Genomic DNA, 16,242 nt, shown 5'->3' on the forward strand with positions numbered 1-16,242 from the left:
GTCACTCGCCGATCATGTCCCGTCCTGCGCCTTCCCTCAACTGGCGTGGCGTGACGAAGCGGTCGAGCCGGCCGCGGCGAAATGCGACATCGCCCCAGTCGTCCACCGCAAAGTCGATGACCGCCACGGCGCCGGTCGGCATGTGGTGGCGGAGTGCCTCGCGCGCCTTTGCGGGGCCGGCGGCGGTGAATGCCAGTGCGATTTCATGCAGTGAAGGATTGTGCGCCACGATCATCAGCCGGTGCGGATCTTCGCCGGCGGCCTCGCGGATGATGGTGAGGAGGTTGGACGTGTCGGCGGTATAGAGGTCATCGCGGAATTCCGCCGGCCGCTGCGGCCAGTCGCGCGAGAGGAGGTCCCAGGTTTGCCGCGCGCGCTCCGCCGATGACACCAGTACGCGATCGGGCAGGAGGTCGTGGTCGGCAAGCCAGGTTCCGATCGCCGCGGAATCTCGGTGGCCGCGATCGTCAAGCCGGCGGTCGCGGTCCTTGTCGGAGGCCGAGTCCTTCTCCGTCTTGGCATGACGCATCAGCAGCAATCGGCGCATATGGCGGTCTAGTGTCCCGGTTCTAACGTTCGTATGCCCTTGCAGCGACCAGCACCGCACCTGCCGGGCGCCCTCGCGCCGATGGCTGAATCGGCCCCCGGTTTGCGCCCAGACCCTATCGGGTTCCAGGCCAAATCCAAAGCACGGGATGCCGCCTCGCGGCCTCGACAACCCTGGTGGATGGAGGCCGCCTCGCGAGGTGACAAGCTCGTGGTCAGCGGTCTATGACAACATGAACACAGGCGGGATCAAACCAGTGCCCGATTTCCAAACGTCCTACCGCGCCGCAGCAGGGGACCAGGTGAGCCAACCGGGCCAGAGCGTCGATACGTTGCAGGATGAGGCGGGGAGCGTGCCGCGGGAGCCGCGACCGAAGCTCGCGTTCGAACTTGATGTCGATGTCTGCGTCGTGGGGGCCAGCCTGGCGGGGCTGACTGCGGCGCGGGAAGCCGCCCGGCTCGGGGCCTCGGTTGCCGTGCTTGAATCCCGGCAGGTCGGTTGGGGCGCGTCGGGCCACAATTTCGGGTCGGTGATGCCGGGCTTCGATCTGCCGGTTTCCGAGCTGATCGAACGCGTCGGATTCGACGATGCGCGGGATCTGTGGGGGCTCGCGCAGGAGGGTGCCGATTACGTCGTCGCAACTGTCGCCGACAGCGGCGTCAGCGATCTCGGCGGTGGCTTCGGCGCGCTCGAAGTCTCGAATGTCGATAGCGGCGACGAACTGATCAGTCGCCTGCAAACGCTCGGCGAGGATTTCGGGACCGAGGTCGAAGGCTGGCAGGTCGAGCGTGTCCGCGAGGTGTTGAAGACGCCGCGCTATTTCCACGCCATCCATTATCCAAAAGCGTTTCAGCTCGATGGCCGACGCTATATCCACGCCCTGGCAAGGCTCGCCGAGCAGGCGGGGGTTCGCATCTTCGAGGAGACGTCGGTCGTCGAACTCGACTTGGTCGGCATCCGCAAGCGGATCGCCACGCCGGCCGCACGGGTGCGGGCCTTGCAGATCGTGCTTGCCGGTGGACCGCATCTTGGTTCGCCCTTGCAGCGCCTGTCCGATACGCTGCTCCCCATCAGGCGTCAGGTGGCGGTCACGGCGCCGCTCGGCGATCGGCTGGCCGACGCCGTCGCCTTCACCGGAACCGTGCGGGACGGCACGGGCCTCTCCCAATATCGCATCGTCGATGGCAATCGGCTGATGTGGTCCGGCGGGGATTCGAGCTTCTTCAGTTCGCCGCGCCCCTTCGCGCGTCGCGTCAAGAAAGACATCGCGACCCTCTATCCCGGTCTCGGGTCGGTCGAGATTGCCGAGGTATTCGGCGGCATCTGCGGCTATACCGTTCATGGCATGCCGCAAATCGGCGAATTGCGGCCCGGCGTGTGGGTGGCCAGCGGTTTCGGCCGGCAGGGGCTCAACACTTCAGCCATGGCGGGTCAGCTGATCGCCCGCGGCAGCCAGCTCGGTGATGATCGGTGGCAGCTGTTCTCGCCGTTCGAACTGGTCTGGGCTGGCGGCCGCACCGGGCGGCTGGTCGGTGAATCGATCATCGCCTGGTCGCGCGGTCGCGCCGCGGCGGCGGGGGCGTTGGCGCGTTGGCGCGAGCGGACGCGCAAGCGCGAGCGGCGCAAGGAGGAGCGGATCGCCGCGGCCAAGGCGGCGCGCCGCCCCCGCCAGATCACCGAGGTGCGCACGCCGCCTGGGCTCGAAGCCCGGCCGCGCCAGCCGGAGCGGGTAGACTGACTCCCGGCGCTTCCCGCGCGCCCAAAAAACGCGCATCGAACCGTTGACTCGGGACGGCTCCGTGCGTGATCAGCCATCAAGCGAAAGTGAGCGTCGGCGCCGGCCCGCGTGTAACTTTGCGCCCCCAGTCGACGTATCCATGGCAGCGGACCATGGAACGGAAGTTCCGGCGGTTCGCGTTCGCCCCGACATCCTACCGGAGCTGCCGACCATGACCGATCGCCGTTCGGTGCTGACCGCCGCCGGAGCCTCCCTGCTGGCCGCCCTGGGCTGGCTGCGCCCTGACCCCGCATCCGCCGCAGGCAACTCCGCGGCTGAGCATTTCGAAGTCACCAAGGCCGAGGCGGAATGGCGCAGGCAGCTTTCGCCCGGGCAGTACAATGTCCTGCGCGAGCATGGCACCGAGCGACCGTTTTCGAGCCCGCTGAACGGCGAGCACCGCAAGGGCACCTTCGCCTGCGCGGGGTGCGATCTGCTGCTGTTTTCCTCCGAGACCAAGTTCGACAGCGGCACCGGTTGGCCGAGCTTTTACCAGCCGCTGGACAATGCGGTCGCGACCACCGAGGACCGCTCCTACATGATGCTGCGCACCGAGGTCCATTGCCGGCGCTGTGGCGGACATTTCGGTCATGTCTTCGATGACGGCCCGAAGCCGACCGGGCTGCGCTACTGCATGAACGGCCTCGCGCTGACCTTCAAACCCGCCGCCAGTTCCGCGTCTTGAAAGCGGAATGCGCGGGTCTCGCGTCGGCCCGACCTGGGAAAAACTTGCCGTGCCCGGCAAAAGCGTCCCGGCGCGGGCATGGCGGTCAATCGCTTAAGCCTTTGAAATAACTGGACACGATCTCCTGGCACGCGACTTGCGACGCCGCCGGCAGCCATGGCTGACCGGTAGTCGGCGGCCACCCAAGGCAAGGTTGGAGATTTTGTATGGGTATTTTCGACGCGCTCAATACTTCCGTCGGCGGCCTCCAGGCCCAATCCTTCGCGCTGCAGAATATTTCAGGCAACATCGCCAACGCTTCGACCGTCGGCTACAAGGGCATCGGCACGAGCTTCGAAGATCTGGTCCCGGCCGCGGCGGCGACCAACCGGCAGAATTCGGCCGGTGTGACGGCGCACTCCCAGGCGACCATCACCACCAAGGGTACGGTCAGCCGCTCGAGCGTCTCCACCAACATGGCGATTGTCGGCGACGGCTTCTTCAACGTCCAGAAGCCGGTCGGCATCACCGACAATATTCCGGTGTTCAACGGCGTCACCAACTACACCCGCCGCGGCGACTTCCAGCTCAATGCCAACGGCAACCTGGTCAACGGCGCCGGCTATTACCTGCTCGGCGTCACGGTCGACCCCAAGACCGGCAACCCCACGGGCAACGTGCCCAAGGTCCTGCAATTCCAGAACAACTTCATCCCGGCCCAGGCCACCACGTCGATCAACTACGCCGCCAACCTGCCGACCAAGCCGGCGACGGTCGCGAGCACCACCGCGACCGCCGGCGGCCTCAAAGCCTATGGCGGCCTCGATCCGTCCGATTTCAGCGCCGGCTTCAACCCGCTGGTGATCGGCACGCCGGCGCCTCCCTTTACCGATGCCACCACCTCGGGCAGCACCGTCAACAACAAGCAGGCGACCCAGATCTCCGGGGCGACGCTGCTGTCGGGCGCCGCCAGCACCGACTCGATCATCACCAATTTTGCGGCCGGCGATACCATCACGGTGAACGGCACGCCGATCACCTTCGTCGCCTCCGGCGCCGTCGGCAACCAGCTCAATGTCACCGACAGCGTTTCGACCATGCTCGCCAAGATCGACTCGATCACCGGCGCAACCACTGCATCGAGCGTCACCAACGGCATCATTACCCTGCATACCGGCACTGCCTCGAACCTGACAATTTCGAGTTCGAACGCCACGGCCTTTGCCGCCCTCGGCTTTGCCTCGCCGACGACGCAGGCTCGCGGCGGCGGCGGCACGGTGGGCGCCGGGGTCGTCATCGGCAACGACATCAAGGTGTTCACCAACGAATCGATCAGCGGCGGCGCGGTCACCGCCTATGACGCCACCGGCACCCCGGTGAACCTGCAATTGCGCTGGGCAAAGGTCGACAGCTCCTCTCTCGGCAGTCCGCATGTCGACACCTGGAACCTGTTCTATCAGGCCAACAGCAGCGCGACCGGCACCCAGACCGCCTGGATCAATGCTGGAACGAACTTCCGATTCTCGGCGAGCGGCGCCCTGACGTCGCCGAGCGGATCGAGCATCTCGCTTCCCGGTGTCACCGTCGACGGCCAGTCGCTCGGCACCCAGACGTTCAATTTCGGCTCGGGCGGCCTGACGCAATACGCATCGACCGGCGGCACCGCCACCATCAACAATATCTTCCAGAACGGCTACGCTGCCGGTCAGTTGCAGTCGATCGCGGTCAATAACTCCGGCCTCGTTGTCGGCACCTTCTCCAACGGCCAGAACCTCAATCTCGCGGCGGTGTCGCTGTCGCACTTCAATGGCACCAACTACCTCAAGGCGCTCGACGGCGGTGCCTATGCCGCGACCGACGAGTCGGGTGTGGCGATCGCCGGCGCGACCGGCACGATCAACGGCTCGGCGCTGGAGGGCTCCAACACCGACATCGCCGACGAGTTCACCAAGCTGATCGTGACGCAGCAGGCCTATTCGGCGAACACCAAGGTCATCACCACCGCCAACAGCATGGTGCAGGATCTCCTCAACGTGCTGCGGTGAGCGCCGCGGCACCGCACCCAGTAATGTTGTAACCCAGGGCACGCATCCATGAGTCTCAGTTCGGCCCTCTCCATCTCGATCACCGGCCTGTCGGCGAACCAGGCCGCGATGTCGATCGTCTCGTCGAATATTAGCAATGCCCAGACGCCGGGCTACGTCGCGCGCTCGCTCAACCAGACGGAGCAGTTCGCCAGCGACAGCGGCTCGAGCGTCAGGGTGCTCGGCGTCATCCGCGAGCTGGACAGCTTCGTCCAGTCGCAGCTTCGCACCGAGAAGGCCGGCGGCGCCTATGCGGATCAGATCTCCAACATTCTTTCGCAACTGCAGGGGGTCTATGGCACGCCCGGCAATGCCGGTACGCTGGAAAACGCGTTCAACAATTTCACTGCGGCGGTGCAGGCCCTCTCGGCCAATTCCGGCAACCAGACGGTGCGGAGCGCCGCGGTCACCGCGGCTCAGTCGCTCGCCCAGCAGCTCAACGCCACCACCAACGGCATCCAGGCACTGCGCTCGAATGCCGACCAGGACATCAGTGCTTCGGTTGCCGAGGCCAACGCTTCCATTTCCCTAATCAGCAAGCTCAATTCGCAGCTCCAGGGAATGGACAAGACCACCAACCAGGCGGCGACCCTGATGGATCAGCGCGACGCCGCGATCGGTGCGCTGTCCAAGCTGATGGATATCCGCGTCTCGGTTGGCGACACCAATCAGGCGACGATCTATACCAGCACCGGGATGCAACTCGTCGGTCCGGATGCGACCTCGCAGCTGATTTTCAACAGCGCGGGTCCGCTGAACGCGACATCCCTGTACAACGTCAATTCGGCGCAATCCGGCGTCGGCAGTCTGTTGATCCGGCTGTCGAATGGCTCGATCATGGATGTCGTCGCCAACAACGGCATCACCTCGGGTCGCATCGCCGCCGATCTCAAGCTGCGTGATGCCACCCTGGTGCAGGCGCAGGCTCAGGTCGATCAGCTAGCCTCGACACTGGCGAGCTCGCTGTCCGACAAGACCACCGCGGGCACCGCAGTGAGTTCCGGCGCGCAGAACGGCTTCAAGCTCGACCTCTCCGGGCTGCAGACCGGAAACACCATCAATCTCAACTACACCGACGCGGCGACAAACACGCCGCACCAGATCACGCTCGTCCGCGTCGACGATCCCTCGGTGCTGCCGCTGCCGAATACCGCGTCTAATCCCAATGACAAGGTGATCGGCATTGGTTTTTTCGGCGGCATGGCGTCCGTGCTGTCGCAGCTCAACGGCGCCTTCGCCTCGGCCGGCCTGCAGTTCTCCAACCCGTCGGGCTCGGTGCTGCAGGTGCTCGACAACGGCGGCGGCGCCGCCAAGATCAATTCGGCCTCGGTGACCGCCACGATGTCGTCCCTGACCAGCGGCAACCCGCAACTGCCGCTCTTCACGGATGGCAACAGCCTCTATACCGGCGCGGTCTCCAGCCTCGGATCTCAGCAGACCGGCTTTGCCGGCCGCATCGCCGTCAATCAGGCGCTGCTTGCCGATCCCTCCAAGATCACGGTCTACAGTCTGTCGCCGCCGACCACTGCGGGGGATACGACCCGCTCCGATTTTCTCTATTCCCAGCTCACCACGGGCAATTTCACCTATTCGCCACAGACCGGCCTTGGTTCGACCAAATCCCCTTTCAAAGGCACGATCTCCAATTACCTGCAGCAGTTCATCGGCATGCAGGGCAATGCGGCGGCGAACGCCAAGCAGGTCGCCCAGGGGCAGGACATCGTGGTCAACACGCTGCAGGAGAAGTTCAACGCGTCGTCCAGCGTCAATATCGACTCCGAAATGGCGAATCTGATCGCGCTCCAGAACAACTACGCGGCCAATGCCCGTGTCATGTCGGTGGTACAGTCGATGATGCAGACGCTGCTGCAGGCACAACGTTAAGGCAAGGCGGTCCAGATGGCGATCTATGGCGTCGGTTACGGCTATTCCCCGCTCGGGCGGTCGATCCAGGACATCAAGGCCCAGCTCGACAACCTGCAGACGCAGCTCGCGAGCGGCAAGAAGTCGAACGTCTATTCGGGTATGGGAGTCAACGAGGGGTTCGCGATCTTCGCGCGAGCGCAGTTGTCGAATCTCTCCGCCTATTCGACGACCATTACCAACGTCAAGACCACGATCAGCACCGCCAACACCGCACTGCAATCGTTTGGGCAGATCGCCAGCCAAGTGAAGTCGGCCGCCGGCAGCGGCGGGGCCGTCGTGAACGGCTCGGGGCAGACCGTCGGTCAGCAGACGTCGGTGTTGCAGCTGCGGACGATGCTGGAAATGCTCAACACCCAGGCTGGCGGCCGTTACCTGTTTTCGGGCAGTGCGATCGATACGCCGTCCGTTGCCTCCATGGACGATATCCTCAATGGCAGCGGCACGGCGGCGGGACTGAAGCAGCTGATCGCCGAGCGCAACCAGGCGGATCTCGGCGCCACCGGTCTCGGGCGGCTCGTCATCTCGTCGCCCACAGCCACCTCAGTATCGGTGGCCGAGGATGTCGCGGGCTCTCCCTTCGGCCTCAAGCTCAGCGGGATCACGTCATCGCTCACCGGCGCGACGGTGAGCGGACCTTCGGGCTCGCCGCCGGTGGTCTCGGTCGCCCTCGGCGCAACCAACCCCAACAACGGCGATCAGGTTACTTTCTCGTTCAAGCTGCCGGACGGCACCACGGAAAAGGTGCAGCTCACCGCCTCGAGCGCGACGCCGCCGCCGGCGGGGAGCTTTGCCATCGGGGCGACGCCGGCGGCAACGGCGGCGAACCTCAACAGCGCGCTCACTGGCGCGATTGGCACACTGGCCGGCACCTCGCTGGTCGCGGCTTCGGCCATGGCTGCCTCCGATAATTTCTTCAACTGGTCGGCGCAGTCCACGGGCAGCGTGACCGCCAACAAGGCCGGGTCATTGATCACCGGCGCCACGGCGCTGTCCGGCGCCGCGGGAACGGATTCGCTGACCACGAATTTTGCCACCGGCGACACGCTCACCGTCAACGGCACGACGATCTCCTTCGTCGCCTCGGGCGCGACCGGCAACCAGCTCAACGTCAACGACAGCATTCAGACGCTGCTGGCCAAGATCGATTCGATCACCGGAACCTCAACCGCTTCGACGGTCAGTGGCGGCGCGATTACGCTTCGCGGCGGCACCAGCTCCGACCTGACGATCACGAGTTCGAATACGTCGGCCCTCTCGGCGCTCGGCTTCAGCAGCCCGGTGTCCGCGTCTCGCGCGTCGTTGCGGGTCGGCGGATCGCCGTTGAATGCAGCGACGGCCCTGGTCAGCGGCACGCCGGCGAACACCGTCTCCTGGTATACCGGCGAAAACGGCAGCGGTTCGGCTCGCGCATCGTCGACCGCGCGCGTCGATCAGACGTCGGTGGTTCAATATGGCGTGCGGGCCAATGAACAGGCGATCCGCTCCGCGCTGCAGTCCGTCGCCGCCTTCGCCGTGGTTACGACCTCGCCCACGAGCCCGAATGCAACCGCGCTGATCAGCGCGCTCAGCCAGCGTGTCGCATCGGGGCTGACGCCGCAAGGCACGCAGCAGAGCGTTGCGGATATCCAGACCGATCTGGCGAATGCGCAGGTCTCGATGAAGGACGTCGGCGCAAGGCAGAACCAGGCCCAGCTGACGCTGCAGAATCTTGTCGATCAAACCGAAACGGTCTCTTCCGATCAGGTGGCGACCGAGATCCTGGCGCTCCAGACCAGATTGCAGGCGTCCTACCAGACGACGTCGATGCTCTCGCAGCTCACGCTCGTGAAGTACCTGCCGGTCGGATAATTCGAGGGCTTCCAGCGCCTCGGCAGGGCGGGCCGCGCGAGCGCGGTCTTTTTCGCCTCGATTTTCCACATTGTTAACCACGACAGCGCAACCGCGATCTACGCCGGCGGACATCGCGTCGATTCCTTCGCGTTCACTTCATCTTTTTTAAAGCATGAGTTCCGATGCCGGGCGGCATCGCGGCATCTTCACGACCCGATTCAGTTTTCATTGATCAATTGGACCCAGGTTCCCTGGTGCGCGGCCAAGAAGGCCGCCTGTTGCGTAACGCCAGAAAGGTCGTTCTTATGTCTTTGTCCAATATTACCCTGTCCTCAGCCGTCCGCCAGAACCTGCTCTCCCTGCAGGGCACCGCCGACCTGCTGGCGACCACCCAGAGCCGTCTCGCTACCGGCAAGAAGGTCAACAGCGCCCTCGACAACCCGACCAATTTCTTCACCGCCGCCGGCCTCGGTAACCGCGCCAGCGACATCAGCAACCTGCTCGACAGCATCGGCAACGGCGTCCAGGTGCTTCAGGCGGCTAACACCGGCATCACCTCGCTGTCCAAGCTGGTCGACACCGCCAAGTCGATCGCCAGCCAGGCGCTGCAGGCGTCGACGGGCTACACCTCGAAAGCGACCTTCACGTCCGACGCGACGACCGGCGCCGGTCCGCTCGCGACCGCGGGCACTGCGGCCGACCTGACCAACGCCGGCACCAACTCGCTGCAGGGCAAGACGCTGATCTTCAAGACCTCGGCGACCGCTACGACCACGCTGACCATTAGCAACGCCGCCGGCGCCGGCAATGTCAACTCGATCTCCAGCCTGAACTCGGCCCTGTTGACGGCGGGCGTCCAGCTGACCGCCAGCGTCAACACCAACGGCTCGCTGACCTTCACCTCGACCAACGACGCCGCTTCGCAGACGATCACGAAGACCGGTACCTGGGCCGCTCCCGGCACCGGCTCGTCGAGCTCGGTGGATATCTCCGGTACGGCGACCAGCGCCGCGAACGCTGTCACCGCCGCCGTCGCCGATCCGGTGTCTCAGGCCTCGCGCGCTTCGCTGGTCAGCCAGTTCAATCAGATCATCACCCAGATCACCACCACGGCGCAGGATGCCTCGTTCAACGGCATCAACCTGCTCAATGGTGACACGCTGAAGATGGTGTTCAATGAAACCGGCAAGTCGACGTCGACGATTGCGGGCGTGACCTTCAACCCGGCCGGTCTCGGCCTGGCTTCGCTGACCTCGGGGACCGACTTCATCGACAACGTCGCCACCAACAGCGTACTGACGTCGCTTAACACCGCCAGCAGCACGCTGCGTTCCCAGGCCTCGGCCTTCGGCGCCAACCTGTCGATCGTCCAGATCCGCCAGGATTTCAACAAGAACCTGATCAACGTGCTGCAGACCGGCTCGTCGAACCTCACGCTCGCCGATTCCAACGAGGAGGCGGCCAACAGCCAGGCGCTGTCGACCCGCCAGTCGATCGCGACCTCGGCGCTGTCGCTCGCCAACCAGTCGCAGCAGAGCGTCCTTCAGCTGCTGCGCTGATCTCGTCGCATTCATCGCATTTGGGAACGGCGGGGCCTCGGCCCCGCCGTTTTCATTTGGTGCGCCAGGCATGATGCGGAGCGCCGTGACTGGCGCGATTTGACCGGAGTGGTGTCCGGTCGATGGCCTGGAGGTGAGAGTTCTCTAGTGCGGTGGATCTGACGCTCGTATCAGTATTGCAGCGAACTCTTCGTACGAGCGTCAGATCCACCGCACTAGCGGCCCTGGTGATGGGAACCGGTAGCCGAACAGCAAGGGCGTCGTCGCGGGGCGGGGTCTGAAGGAAGCTGTAAGCAAAGTGCCGGCTCGACGAACAGCCAGCGCATATGAGGCGTCCGCATCTGGGCGAGGGGGCCACGAAGCCCGATATCACCCGGAAGGCGCGGCCGTCGATGCGACGAGTGTATGGCACGAAGGTCACGCGTCTAACTCTGGGAGGTCTGTCGTTCTGCCTCGCTGGCTTCATCTTTTTTAAAGCATGAGTTCCGATGCCGGGCGGCATCGCGGCATCTTCACGACCCGATTCAGTTTTCATTGATCAATTGGACCCAGGTTCCCTGGTGCGTGGCCAAGAAGGCCGCCTGTTGCGTAACGCCAGAAAGGTCGTTCTCATGTCTTTGTCCAATATTACCCTGTCCTCGGCCGTCCGCCAGAACCTGCTCTCCCTGCAGGGCACCGCCGAACTGCTGGCGACCACCCAGGGCCGTCTCGCCACCGGCAAGAAGGTCAACAGCGCCCTCGACAATCCGACCAACTTCTTCACCGCCGCCGGCCTCGACAACCGCGCCAGCGACATCAGCAACCTGCTCGACAGCATCGGCAACGGCGTGCAGGTGCTTCAGGCGGCCAACACCGGCATCACCTCGCTGTCCAAGCTGGTCGACACCGCCAAGTCGATCGCCAGCCAGGCGCTGCAGGCGTCGTCGGGCTACGCTTCGAAAGCGACCTTCACGTCCGACGCGACGACCGGCGCCGGTCCGCTCGCGACCGCGGGCACTGCGGCCGACCTGACCAACGCCGGCACCAACTCGCTGCAGGGCAAGACGCTGATCTTCAAGACCTCGGCGACCGCTACGACCACGCTGACCATCAGCAACGTCGCCGGCGCCGGCAATGTCAACTCGATCTCCAGCCTGAACTCGGCCCTGTTGACGGCGGGCGTCCAGCTGACCGCCAGCGTCAACACCAACGGCTCGCTGACCTTCACCTCGACCAACGACGCCGCTTCGCAGACGATCACGAAGACCGGTACCTGGGCCGCTCCCGGCACCGGCTCGTCGAGCTCGGTGGATATCTCCGGTACGGCGACCAGCGCCGCGAACGTTGTCACCGCCGCCGTCGCCGATCCGGTGTCTCAGGCCTCGCGCGCTTCGCTGGTCAGCCAGTTCAATCAGATCATCACCCAGATCACCACCACGGCGCAGGATGCCTCGTTCAACGGCATCAACCTGCTCAATGGTGACACGCTGAAGATGGTGTTCAATGAAACCGGCAAGTCGACGTCGACGATTGCGGGCGTGACCTTCAACCCGGCCGGTCTCGGCCTGGCTTCGCTGACCTCGGGGACCGACTTCATCGACAACGTCGCCACCAACAGCGTACTGACGTCGCTTAACACCGCCAGCAGCACGCTGCGTTCCCAGGCCTCGGCCTTCGGCGCCAACCTGTCGATCGTCCAGATCCGCCAGGATTTCAACAAGAACCTGATCAACGTGCTGCAGACCGGCTCGTCGAACCTCACGCTCGCCGATTCCAACGAGGAGGCGGCCAACAGCCAGGCGCTGTCGACCCGCCAGTCGATCGCGACCTCGGCGCTGTCGCTCGCCAACCAGTCGCAGCAGAGCGTCCTTCAGCTGCTGCGCTGATCTCGTCGCATTCATCGCATTTGGGAGCGGCGGGGCCTCGGCCCCGCCGTTTTCATTTGGTGCGCCAGGCATGGGCGCACTCTTATGGGTGCAAGTCCCATCGTGAGCTGATCACAGCGAGCGAAGTGAGGCGCAACTGCGCGAGGGCGACCGAGTGTGGGGAGGAAGCGTGGAGCGAAACTGCGGGCCGATGAACAAGAACCGGATAAAAGGCGTTGCCGACCAGGGCGAGCGGGCCGTGAACCGAGAAGCTGTTGTGATCAAGGGGAAGTGGCGTAGATCCGGCGGTCGTGCAGTGAGGGAGTGCGTTCTTACCTGGAGAGATCTCGCCTCACGCCCGAAAGGGCGACGGCGTCGAGCCGGAGCGAGAAGTCAGCCGAGGTCGTAGTAATCGGTGGGAAGGCTGCGAAGCCGTCCCGCAGGCGAACGGCCGAACGAGAGAGAATGTTCGACGCCCGGCTGGCGCAAACACCACGGGTCTGGCGAGAGCTCCATCAACGGCTGCGTCATCGGCTGCGCGCCATCCAGCTCAAGCAGTGGAAGCGCGGTGCGACCATGTACAGGGAATTGCTGGTGCGGGGAGCCAAGCCTGACGTTGCGCGACAGGTGGCAGCCAACAGCCGTCGCTGGTGGCGCAACGGCGGCATGCTCCTCAACGCTGTGCTAACCCTTAACTGGTCGGACCGGCTGGGATTGCCCAGTCTCTCATGACCTCAACTTCTCGAACCGCCCGGTGCGGACCCGCATGCCGGGTGGTGTGCCAGGGGGGCGACCCAAAAAGGTCGCTCCCTATGCCGATCGTCCGGTGTGTCGTCCGAGATCCCGTCGTTAACAACGGCTTAACCGTTCGATCGACTTTAGGCGATTTTTAACCATGATTTTTCGAAAACGGCCGCAGCATTAACCAAGACCCGACCCGTTTCATCTTTTGTTGACCATGCGGTTCCTAGGGTTTTCCCGTGCGCGGCCAAGAAGGCCGGCTGTTGCGTTACACCAGAAAGGTCGTTTCGATGTCTCTGTCCCATATCACCCTCACTGCCGCAGTCCGTCAGAACCTGCTCTCGCTCCAGGGCACCGCCGACCTGCTGGCGACCACCCAGGGCCGTCTCGCCACCGGCAAGAAGGTCAACAGCGCCCTCGACAATCCGACCAACTTCTTCACCGCAGCCGGCCTCGATGCCCGCGCCAGCGACATCAGCAACCTGCTCGACAGCATCGGCAACGGCGTGCAGGTGCTTCAGGCGGCCAACACCGGCATCACCTCGCTCTCCAAGCTGGTCGACACCGCCAAGTCGATCGCCAACCAGGCGCTGCAGCAGCCGTCGGCCTATACGGCCAAGGCGACCTTCACCAGCGATGCGACGACCGGCGCCGGTCCGCTCGCGACCCCGGGCACCGCGACCGACCTGACCAATGCCGGCACCAACTCGCTGCAGGGCAAGACGCTGATCTTCAAGACCTCGGCGACCGCTACGACCACGCTGACCATCAGTAACGTCGCCGGTGGCGGCAATGTCAACTCGATCGCCAGCCTGAACTCGGCCCTGTTGACGGCGGGCGTCCAGCTGACCGCCAGCGTCAACACCAACGGCTCGCTGACCTTCACCTCGACCAACGACGCCGCTTCGCAGACGATCACGAAGACCGGTACCTGGGCCGCTCCCGGCGCCGGCTCGTCGAACTCGGTGGATATCTCCGGTACGGCGACCAGCGCCGCGAACGTTGTCACCGCCGCCGTCGCTGATCAGGTATCTCAGACCGCGCGCGCTTCGCTGGTCAGCCAGTACAACCAGATCATCACCCAGATCACCACCACAGCGCAGGATGCGTCGTTCAACGGCATTAACCTGCTCAATGGCGACTCGCTGAAGATGGTGTTCGATGAGACCGGAAAGTCGACCTCGACGATCCCCGGCGTGACCTTCAACCCGGCTGGTCTCGGCCTCGCTTCGCTCACCGCCGGCACCGACCTGATCGACAATAATTCCACCAACACCATTCTGACGGGGCTCAACACAGCGAGTATCACGCTGCGGTCGCAGGCCTCGGCCTTCGGCGCCAACCTGTCGATCGTCCAGATCCGCCAGGACTTCAACAAGAACATCATCAACGTGCTGCAGACCGGGTCGTCCGCCCTGACGCTCGCCGATTCCAACGAGGAAGCGGCCAACAGCCAGGCGCTGTCGACCCGCCAGTCGATTGCGACCTCGGCGCTGTCGCTCGCCAACACCTCGCAGCAGGGCGTGCTGCAATTGCTGCGCTGATTTCAGCAAGACTCCGGGAATTGGAAAACGGCGGGCTTCGGCCCGCCGTTTCTTTGTTATCGAGCGCTTCGAACCGGGCGAATTGCTCTCAGGTGGGTCTGTGTCTGGGAAGAAGAACGACGCGCGAAGGCCGCATGGGAAAGGGCGGCGAAGCCAAGCTCCGCCGCCCTGATTCGTTGTCGTCAACGCAGATGCGGCCGGTGATCAGCGCAGCAGTTGCAGCACGCTCTGCTGCGAGGTGTTGGCGAGCGCCAGGGCGGAGACCGCGATCGACTGGCGGGTCGACAGCGCCTGGCTGTTGGCCGCTTCCTCGTTGGAATCGGCGAGCGTCAGGTTGGACGAACCGGTCTGCAGCACATTGATGATCTTCTTCGAGAAATCCTGGCGGATCTGGACGATCGACAGGTTGGCGCCGAAGGCCGAGGCCTGCGAGCGCAGCGTGATGCTCGCGTTGTTGAGCGACGTCAGAACCTTGCCGGTGAGGACGTTATCGGTGAAGTCGACACCGGGGGTCAGCGACGACAAGCCGAGGCCGTTCGGATTGAAAGTCACGCCGGCGATCGTCAGCGTCGACTTGCCGGTTTCGTCGAAGATCATCTTGAGCGAGTTGCCGTCCAGCAGGTTGATGCCGTTGAAGGAGGCGTCCTGTGCCGTCGTGGCGAGCTGCTGGATGATCTGGTTGTACTGGCTGACGAGGGTCGCCCGGGCGGTCTGCGACACCGGATCCGGTACCGCGGCGACCACCGCGCCGCCGGCGCCGCCGCCGGCCGCGTTGGCGCTGACATTGATCGCGTCGAGTGCGGTGGGAGCGGTCGGAGCTGCCGTCCCGGTGATTACCTGGCCGGCGCCGTCGTTGGTCGAGGTGAAGGTCAGGCTGTCGGTGCCGGTGATCGAGGCCGAGAGGTTCACTCCCGCGACCGCCAGTGCCTGGTTGAACTGGTCCAGCGACTGGGCCTGAGCGGTCTTGGTCACGGGATTGAATGCCGACGGCGAATTGCCGACGGTGATGGTGACGGCGGCGCCTGCGGAGTTCGTGAAGGTGAAGACGCCGCCGTTGAGCTTGCTGGTCGTCAGGTCGGCGGCAGTCGCGCCGCCAGTTCCGCTCGGCACGCCGGTTCCGGTGAACTGGATGCTGGACTTCGTGCTGTAGCCGGACGGCTGCTGCAGCGCCTGTTTGGCGATCGACTTGGCGGTATCCACCAGCTTCTGCAGCGAGGTGATTCCGGTGTCGGCCGCCTGCAGAACCTGGACGCCATTGCCGATGCTGTCGAGCAGGTTATTGATGTCGCTGGCGCGGGCGTCGAGGCCGGCGGCGGTGAAGAAATTGGTCGGGTTGTCGAGCGCGCTGTTGACCTTCTTGCCAGTGGCGAGCCGGGTCTGGGTGGTCGAGAGCAGATCGGCGGTGCCCTGGAGGGAGAGCAGGTTCTGGCGGACTGCTGCGGTGAGGACGACGTCGGACATTGTTAATGCCTTCCTTGATTGTGCATCGCCGGCGGCCTGGCCCGAGCCAACGCGCTTCCTGATTCCAACCAAGGGCAGATATGAACAAAAGCCTTTAAAATGTGGTTAACCGCTCCTTACTGAAGGTGGTTAGCGGAGGCTTAACGCCCGGTCGCCGGCTTGACCGGGGCGCCGGCAGCCGCCGGCGCGGGGGATCTGCGGAGCCGGGTAAAGGTAACGGCGCAAGTCATTGAGCCGGCACAGCTTCGCGGCATCGGCTGGGATG

The 16,242-nt window shown here is 64.5% G+C and carries 11 protein-coding genes; 9 read left to right on the forward strand and 2 right to left on the reverse strand.

Translation table 11 applies throughout. The features are described from left to right. Position 1 precedes the first annotated feature (1 nt). The gene (locus tag DB459_RS17685) at positions 2-547 is read right to left on the reverse strand and encodes a histidine phosphatase family protein (RefSeq protein ID WP_253706578.1); all 546 of its coding nucleotides are present in this window, start codon (positions 545-547) and stop codon (positions 2-4) included. 331 nt (positions 548-878) lie between these two features. Here DB459_RS17685 and DB459_RS17690 point away from each other — a divergent pair, with 331 nt between their 5' ends. From DB459_RS17690 to DB459_RS17730, 9 genes are all read left to right on the forward strand, one after another. After that, complete coding sequence (locus tag DB459_RS17690; protein WP_253713615.1) at positions 879-2,285, forward strand: FAD-binding oxidoreductase; 1,407 nt, start codon at positions 879-881, stop codon at positions 2,283-2,285. A 211-nt stretch (positions 2,286-2,496) separates the two neighbouring features. Further along, positions 2,497-3,009 carry a peptide-methionine (R)-S-oxide reductase MsrB gene (msrB, locus tag DB459_RS17695; RefSeq protein WP_253706579.1) on the forward strand — a complete coding sequence of 171 codons (513 nt, stop codon included), beginning with the start codon at positions 2,497-2,499 and terminating at the stop codon, positions 3,007-3,009. Between the two features lie 206 nt (positions 3,010-3,215). Next, positions 3,216-5,033 (forward strand): flagellar hook-basal body complex protein, encoded by a 1,818-nt coding sequence (locus tag DB459_RS17700; protein WP_253706580.1) that lies wholly within the window; start codon positions 3,216-3,218, stop codon positions 5,031-5,033. Positions 5,034-5,081: 48 nt separating this feature from the next. Beyond that, positions 5,082-6,956 carry a flagellar hook-associated protein FlgK gene (gene flgK / locus DB459_RS17705; RefSeq protein ID WP_253706581.1) on the forward strand — a complete coding sequence of 625 codons (1,875 nt, stop codon included), beginning with the start codon at positions 5,082-5,084 and terminating at the stop codon, positions 6,954-6,956. Positions 6,957-6,971: 15 nt separating this feature from the next. Continuing rightward, complete coding sequence (locus tag DB459_RS17710) at positions 6,972-8,846, forward strand: flagellar protein (RefSeq protein WP_253706582.1); 1,875 nt, start codon at positions 6,972-6,974, stop codon at positions 8,844-8,846. 287 nt (positions 8,847-9,133) lie between these two features. Further along, complete coding sequence (locus tag DB459_RS17715) at positions 9,134-10,387, forward strand: flagellin (RefSeq protein WP_253706583.1); 1,254 nt, start codon at positions 9,134-9,136, stop codon at positions 10,385-10,387. A 611-nt stretch (positions 10,388-10,998) separates the two neighbouring features. Further along, positions 10,999-12,252, forward strand: a complete 1,254-nt coding sequence (locus DB459_RS17720) for a flagellin (RefSeq protein ID WP_371926768.1) — start codon at positions 10,999-11,001, stop codon at positions 12,250-12,252. Positions 12,253-12,696: 444 nt separating this feature from the next. Then, entirely contained in the window at positions 12,697-12,963 is a 267-nt protein-coding gene (locus DB459_RS17725) for an RNA-directed DNA polymerase (protein ID WP_253706584.1), read from the forward strand. 299 nt (positions 12,964-13,262) lie between these two features. Then, the gene (locus DB459_RS17730) at positions 13,263-14,516 is read left to right on the forward strand and encodes a flagellin (RefSeq protein WP_371926769.1); all 1,254 of its coding nucleotides are present in this window, start codon (positions 13,263-13,265) and stop codon (positions 14,514-14,516) included. A gap of 204 nt (positions 14,517-14,720) precedes the next feature. Here DB459_RS17730 and DB459_RS17735 read toward each other — a convergent pair whose 3' ends face one another. Next, on the reverse strand, positions 14,721-15,977 hold the full coding sequence (locus DB459_RS17735) for a flagellin (RefSeq protein ID WP_253706585.1): 1,257 nt from the start codon (positions 15,975-15,977) through the stop codon (positions 14,721-14,723). Positions 15,978-16,242 lie beyond the last annotated feature (265 nt).

This window comes from Bradyrhizobium sp. WD16, from assembly GCF_024181725.1.
Lineage (GTDB): Bacteria > Pseudomonadota > Alphaproteobacteria > Rhizobiales > Xanthobacteraceae > Bradyrhizobium_A.